General features: G+C 38.1%; 5 protein-coding genes. 3 read left to right on the forward strand and 2 right to left on the reverse strand.

Annotated elements, in window-relative coordinates:
- Positions 1-48: 48 nt before the first annotated feature.
- From CI949_RS16240 to CI949_RS16250, 3 genes are read left to right on the forward strand one after another with little or no spacing between them, the layout of a single operon-like run.
- Complete coding sequence (locus tag CI949_RS16240; RefSeq protein WP_290768195.1) at positions 49-531, forward strand: EAL domain-containing protein; 483 nt, start codon at positions 49-51, stop codon at positions 529-531.
- 28 nt (positions 532-559) lie between these two features.
- Complete coding sequence (locus CI949_RS16245) at positions 560-1,078, forward strand: GNAT family N-acetyltransferase (protein WP_108138023.1); 519 nt, start codon at positions 560-562, stop codon at positions 1,076-1,078.
- On the forward strand, positions 1,078-3,033 hold the full coding sequence (locus CI949_RS16250) for a fructose-1,6-bisphosphatase (RefSeq protein WP_290768199.1): 1,956 nt from the start codon (positions 1,078-1,080) through the stop codon (positions 3,031-3,033). The genes CI949_RS16245 and CI949_RS16250 overlap by 1 nt, the downstream gene beginning before the upstream one ends.
- Before the next feature lie 62 nt (positions 3,034-3,095).
- On the opposite strand, the gene lipA is transcribed toward CI949_RS16250, so the two are convergent.
- Positions 3,096-3,962 carry a lipoyl synthase gene (gene lipA, locus CI949_RS16255; protein WP_290768202.1) on the reverse strand — a complete coding sequence of 289 codons (867 nt, stop codon included), beginning with the start codon at positions 3,960-3,962 and terminating at the stop codon, positions 3,096-3,098.
- Positions 3,963-3,977: 15 nt separating this feature from the next.
- Positions 3,978-4,796: a biotin/lipoate A/B protein ligase family protein gene (locus CI949_RS16260; RefSeq protein ID WP_290768205.1), complete on the reverse strand. Its 819-nt coding sequence runs from the start codon at positions 4,794-4,796 to the stop codon at positions 3,978-3,980.
- Between the last annotated feature and the right edge of the window lie 585 nt (positions 4,797-5,381).

A 5,381-nucleotide genomic window follows, 5' to 3' on the forward strand; every position in this document is an offset into this window, starting at 1 on the left:
ACAGTAAAATGATATTACTTTAATTCTGCTAAATATTGAAATTTCAAGGTGCAAAAGGGTTATTTATGTGCGAAGTTTGAGTTCTTTAATATTAATCCAGAAAGGTTGAGCCTTGAAATAACAGAGACAGATTTGATTTTAGAAATTAAAGAAAATATCAAAAAGCTAAAAAAGCTTAGGGCAAAGGGGATCAAGATTTATCTTGATGATTTTGGCAAGGGTTATTCGTCTTTAAAATACCTAAAAGAACTGCCGGTGGATTATTTGAAAATAGACCAGTATTTTATTAAAAACATTGGTCTGGAAAAATCTACAGAAAATATTATTCATTCAATTATAAATATGGCCCACGCTCTTAATTTAAAAGTAGTTGCAGAGGGAGTAGAAAAAAAGGAGCAGCTTGAATTTTTGCAGGAACTGGACTGTGATTATGCTCAGGGTTATTATTTTGCCAGACCGGATACTAAAGAAAATATTATAAAAAAGCTGGCAGAAGAAGATAAATATATTTTAAACAGTATTGATAATTAATTTATTTTGAAAGGAGAACTAAAGCAGGATGAACTTTGTTAGAGCAGAAATCGAAGAAATACCGGAGATCATGAAGATTATTAAAGCTGCCCAGAAATATTTAAAAGAACAGGGGATAGACCAGTGGCAGAATAATTATCCCAATCCGGAGACTTTAAAAAAGGATATTGAAGCTGGAAATTCCTATATAATTAAAAAAGAAGGAAAAATAATTGCTGTCGCAGCAGTTATCTTTGGTGAAGATCCAACCTATAATTTAATTGAGGAGGGAAGCTGGCTGGCAGATGGTTTATATGGAGTAATCCACCGGGCAGCAGTAGCACCTGAGTATAAAGGCCAGGGAATTATTTCAATTATCTACAGAAAAACATTCAAAATGGGAGCTAATCTTGGAGCAGACAGCATCCGGATCGATACTCACCAGGATAATCTTGCCATGCGGCGGGCGATTGAAAAAGCAGGTTTTAACTACTGCGGCATTATTTATACTAAAGATGGAAGTCCAAGACTGGCCTACGAAAAATTAATTCAAGAAGGGAGCAATTAATGAAAGATCTGAAGTATTTAGAGCTTTTAGCAGAACAGTTTCCTAATATACCTGCAGTTAGCACAGAAATTATTAACCTCAAAGCGATTTTAAATCTACCTAAAAGTACAGAACATTTTTTAACCGATTTACACGGAGAAGCTGAGGCATTTAAGTATATGTTAAAAACCGCCTCCGGAGTAATTGAGTATAAGATAGATCAGATATTTTCAGATAAGCTGACTGATACCGAAAAAAGAGAGCTGGCAACTCTAATTTTTTATCCAAAATCAAAGATGAAGGAGCTGCACGAAAGGGGAGGTATTCCTCCAGAATGGTACAAGGAAGCCCTGGATTATATGGTCAGAATTTCGCAGGAAGTTTCCTCAATTTATACCCGCTCCAAGGTGAGGAAGGCTTTACCGGAAAAGTTTGCCTATATTATTGAAGAGCTGCTGCACATTAAAGAAGGAGATCCAAATAAAAAGGATTATAAGGATCAGATTTTAACCACGATTATTGAAATAGAGCAGGCTGAGAATTTTATTATTTCACTTTCCGAGCTGATTCAATCTTTTGCAGTGGATAAGCTGCATATAATTGGAGATATTTTTGATCGGGGACCGGCACCGGATGTAATCATGAATGTACTTAAAAACCATCATAATGTTGATATCCAGTGGGGTAACCACGATATTCTCTGGATGGGAGCAGCTCTCGGTCAGAAAGCTTTAATTGCTACTGCCTTAAGAATTGCTCTCCGCTACGGTAACCTTGAGTTTTTAGAAGAGGGTTATGGAATTAATATGAGGCCCCTGGCCAGGTTCGCCATGAACCACTATCAGGAGCCTGATTCTGAAATTTTTGAACCAAAGTTAATCGAAAGAGAGCTTGATCAGGATGAAATAAAGATAATGACCCAGATGCATAAGGCAATTGCTGTGATTCAGTTTAAGCTGGAGGGGCAGCTGATCAAAAAGCGGCCGGAGTTTAAAATGAATGAGGCACTCTACCTGGAAAAAATAGATTATGAAAAGGGAACAATTTCTCTGGCGGATGCTGAATATAAATTAACAGACTCCCATTTTCCCACCGTTGATCCTCTGGATCCCTACCGTCTGAGTGGCTGGGAAGAAGAGGTTATTGAACAGCTTAGTTATTCCTTTGAAAATAATGACCGTTTAAAGGAAGATATCCGTTTTCTTTTTAATAACGGCAATATGTACAGAAAGTACAACGGTAATTTACTTTTTCACGGCTGTCTGCCGATGACTGAAGCTGGAGATTTTTCGACAATCGAAGTTGAGGGAAAAGAATACAGCGGCAAAAAGTTAATGGATTTTTTTGATGATGTGATCAGGCGCAGTTATTCCAAACCAGACAGTGAAGGCGGCTATAAAGACTGGCTCTGGTATCTCTGGCGGGGAGAGTTATCTCCACTTTTTGGTAAAGAAAAGATGACAACCTTTTTGCGCTATTTTACTGATGAGGACCAGCCTGAGCTCTACCGGGAGAAGAAAAACCCCTACTATCAGGCCCGGGAAAATGAATATGTCTGCAAAAAAATTCTGACTGAATTTGGTCTTGACCCGGAAAGCGGCCACATTATTAATGGTCACACCCCGGTGGCTGAGAAGAAAGGAGAAAGTCCAATTAAGGGCAACGGCAGGCTTTTAGTGATTGACGGCGGTATTTCTGCAGCTTACCACGAAAAAACAGGTATTGCAGGCTATACCCTAACTTACAGCAATACTAAAATGCGTTTGATATCTCACGAACCTTTTATCAGCAAAAAAAATGCCCTGCATAAAGACAGCAGGGACACAATTTCGGCAACTGAAGTTTTAAAATTTGAAAGACCACAGAAAATTGCCGATACAGATATCGGTAAAAAATTGAGCGAAGATGTAGAGCACCTAATGCAGCTGCTTAAGGCCTATCAGGATGGAATAATTAAAGAAAAATACCCTGGCTAAAATCTTTTCTAATTTAACAAGCAGCATATTTTATTTAATATATCAGCTAAAGAATTAAAAATTTAAGAATTCAATTCCTGATAAGTTTCTTCAGCTAAATAAGAGCTTCGAACATGGGGGCCGGAGGAGACGGATTTAAATCCGAGGGCAAGAGCTTTTTCTTTGAGTTCTTCAAACTTCTCCGGTCTGATATATTCTGCCACTTCAATATTTTCATTTGTCGGCTGCAGATACTGGCCCATAGTTAAAATTTCAACTCCAGCCTGCAGTAAATCCTTCCAGACTGCGGTGAGTTCTTCTTCACTTTCTCCAAGTCCGAGCATCATTCCAGATTTTATTAGAATATCGGGATCACTCGCTGCCACTTTATTTAAAACAGCAAGTGACTGCTGATAATCAGCCTGAGGGCGTACCTTTTCATAAAGTGAGGGTACAGTCTCTACATTGTGATTAAAAATTTCTGGTCTGGCCTTAATAATTTTTTCTAAAGCAGCCTGATCATTATTAAAGTCAGGTGTCAGTACTTCCACCGAAACCTCCGGACGCCTTTCTCTAATGGCATTAATAACCCTCACAAACTGTTCTGCTCCACCGTCTTCAAGATCATCACGAGTTACTGAAGTAATGACAGCGTGTTTCAACTTTAATTTCTCGACAGCTTCAGCCACTCTGGCTGCTTCCTCAGGTTCAACTGCTTCCGGTCTGTGGTGGGTAACCGAACAGAAGCGGCAGTTGCGGGTACAGTACTGACCCAAGATCATAAAGGTCGCTGTTTTTTTGCTGTAGCACTCTCCAATATTGGGACAGCGGGCACTCTGACAGACTGTATTAAGTTCTAAATTTTTGAGCATATTGCGGGTGGCCAGCATCCCTTTCTGCAGGGGATCTTTATTTCTAAGCCATTTTGGTAATCTTTTTCTTTTTGACATCTTATCTTCTCCTTTTTAGCGTTTAAAATTCCAGTTTTGATTTTGATATTTATTTTTGGCCAGCTCACGGGCCAGCACAATCTCACTTTCAGTTAAAGAAGCTTTTTCTAAATTTATATTAAATTTTTCAGCCAGGCCTGAACTCAGAGCCTTAATCAGTTCCTCTTTATCAACTTTAGAGCCCGACTTTTTAAGGTTGGTAGATTTAGCCTTAAAGATGCGGCGGGATTTTTTTCGCATTTCAGCTGAATTGTAGTTTAAAAGTTCAAAAATTTTTTCGCTGGAATCATCCAAAGGCAGGGATCCGTGCTGGAGAATAGTGTTTTCTTTTCTCCGCTGGGCACTTCCAATCAGCTTCTTTTTATTAAGAATAACCTCATACCAGGATGGGGCGTCAAAACAGGCAGCAGAATGACCGCGCGGAGCCTTTTTGCCTCTCTCAACCGCTTTCAGCTCTGCCGCAATCCCCAGCTGGTTTAAGCCGGCAACAAGTCCACTGCTGATCTGCTGGTAACTTTTTTCTATAGAATCTGCCAGTAAATTATAATCTTCTCTAATTATAATGCTGTAGGTAAGTTCCCGATCATGTAAAATTGCCCGACCGCCAGTTAAACGCCGAACAAGATCAATTCCCTCCTGCTGACACTTCTCAAAATCAACCTCTTTTTTAGCCTGCTGAAAATAGCCGAGGGAAAGAGCCGCCGGCTGCCAGCCATAAAAACGCAGAGTAGGAGGAGTATCACCCTGACTGTGAATTTTCATAATGGCTTCATCAACTGCCATATTATAGTAGGCATCATTTTCAGCTTCAATTATTAACCGCCATTTAAGCAAAATTATCCCTCCAGTATAAATTCAAATCTTAAATAATTTCTCTATATAATATATTCTATTTAAAAGATATAGGTCCTTTTTTTATTTTACAAGTCCATGCACCGGGAACTTGTCAGTTTATGTAGATATATCGCGAAAAAGCCTAATTTTTATCTGTTTTCGCTACAATTCGACAAAAAGCGGGTGGTTCACGGTGCATGCACATGTATAAGACAAAATTAAAGATTATAAATTCTGTCATTTATCACAGCTGCCAGAACTATTTTTCTTTTCCTTGTAATTTAGAGCTTAAAAGCGTAAAATTAAATTAGAAATTAAGAAGAGCTAAAAATTAATTCTGCATTTAAGTGACACAATTTAATAAGAGCAGCTATAAGTTTATAATTTGCTTCTACTTAATTTTGAACTATTTGATGATAGTTCGACAAAAATTAGGTGTACACGACATCTGAACTAAAATTTTGGCCAAAGGAGTACCAGTTATGAAAATTAGTTCTAGAACTAAAAAGATTATTAAAATTTTAGCCTCTTCGCTATTTAGTGTGGGTTTTTATTGTTCTTTTATTTAATATAGCTGAATTAATT

The sequence above is a fragment of the Halanaerobium sp. genome, from assembly GCF_003070835.1.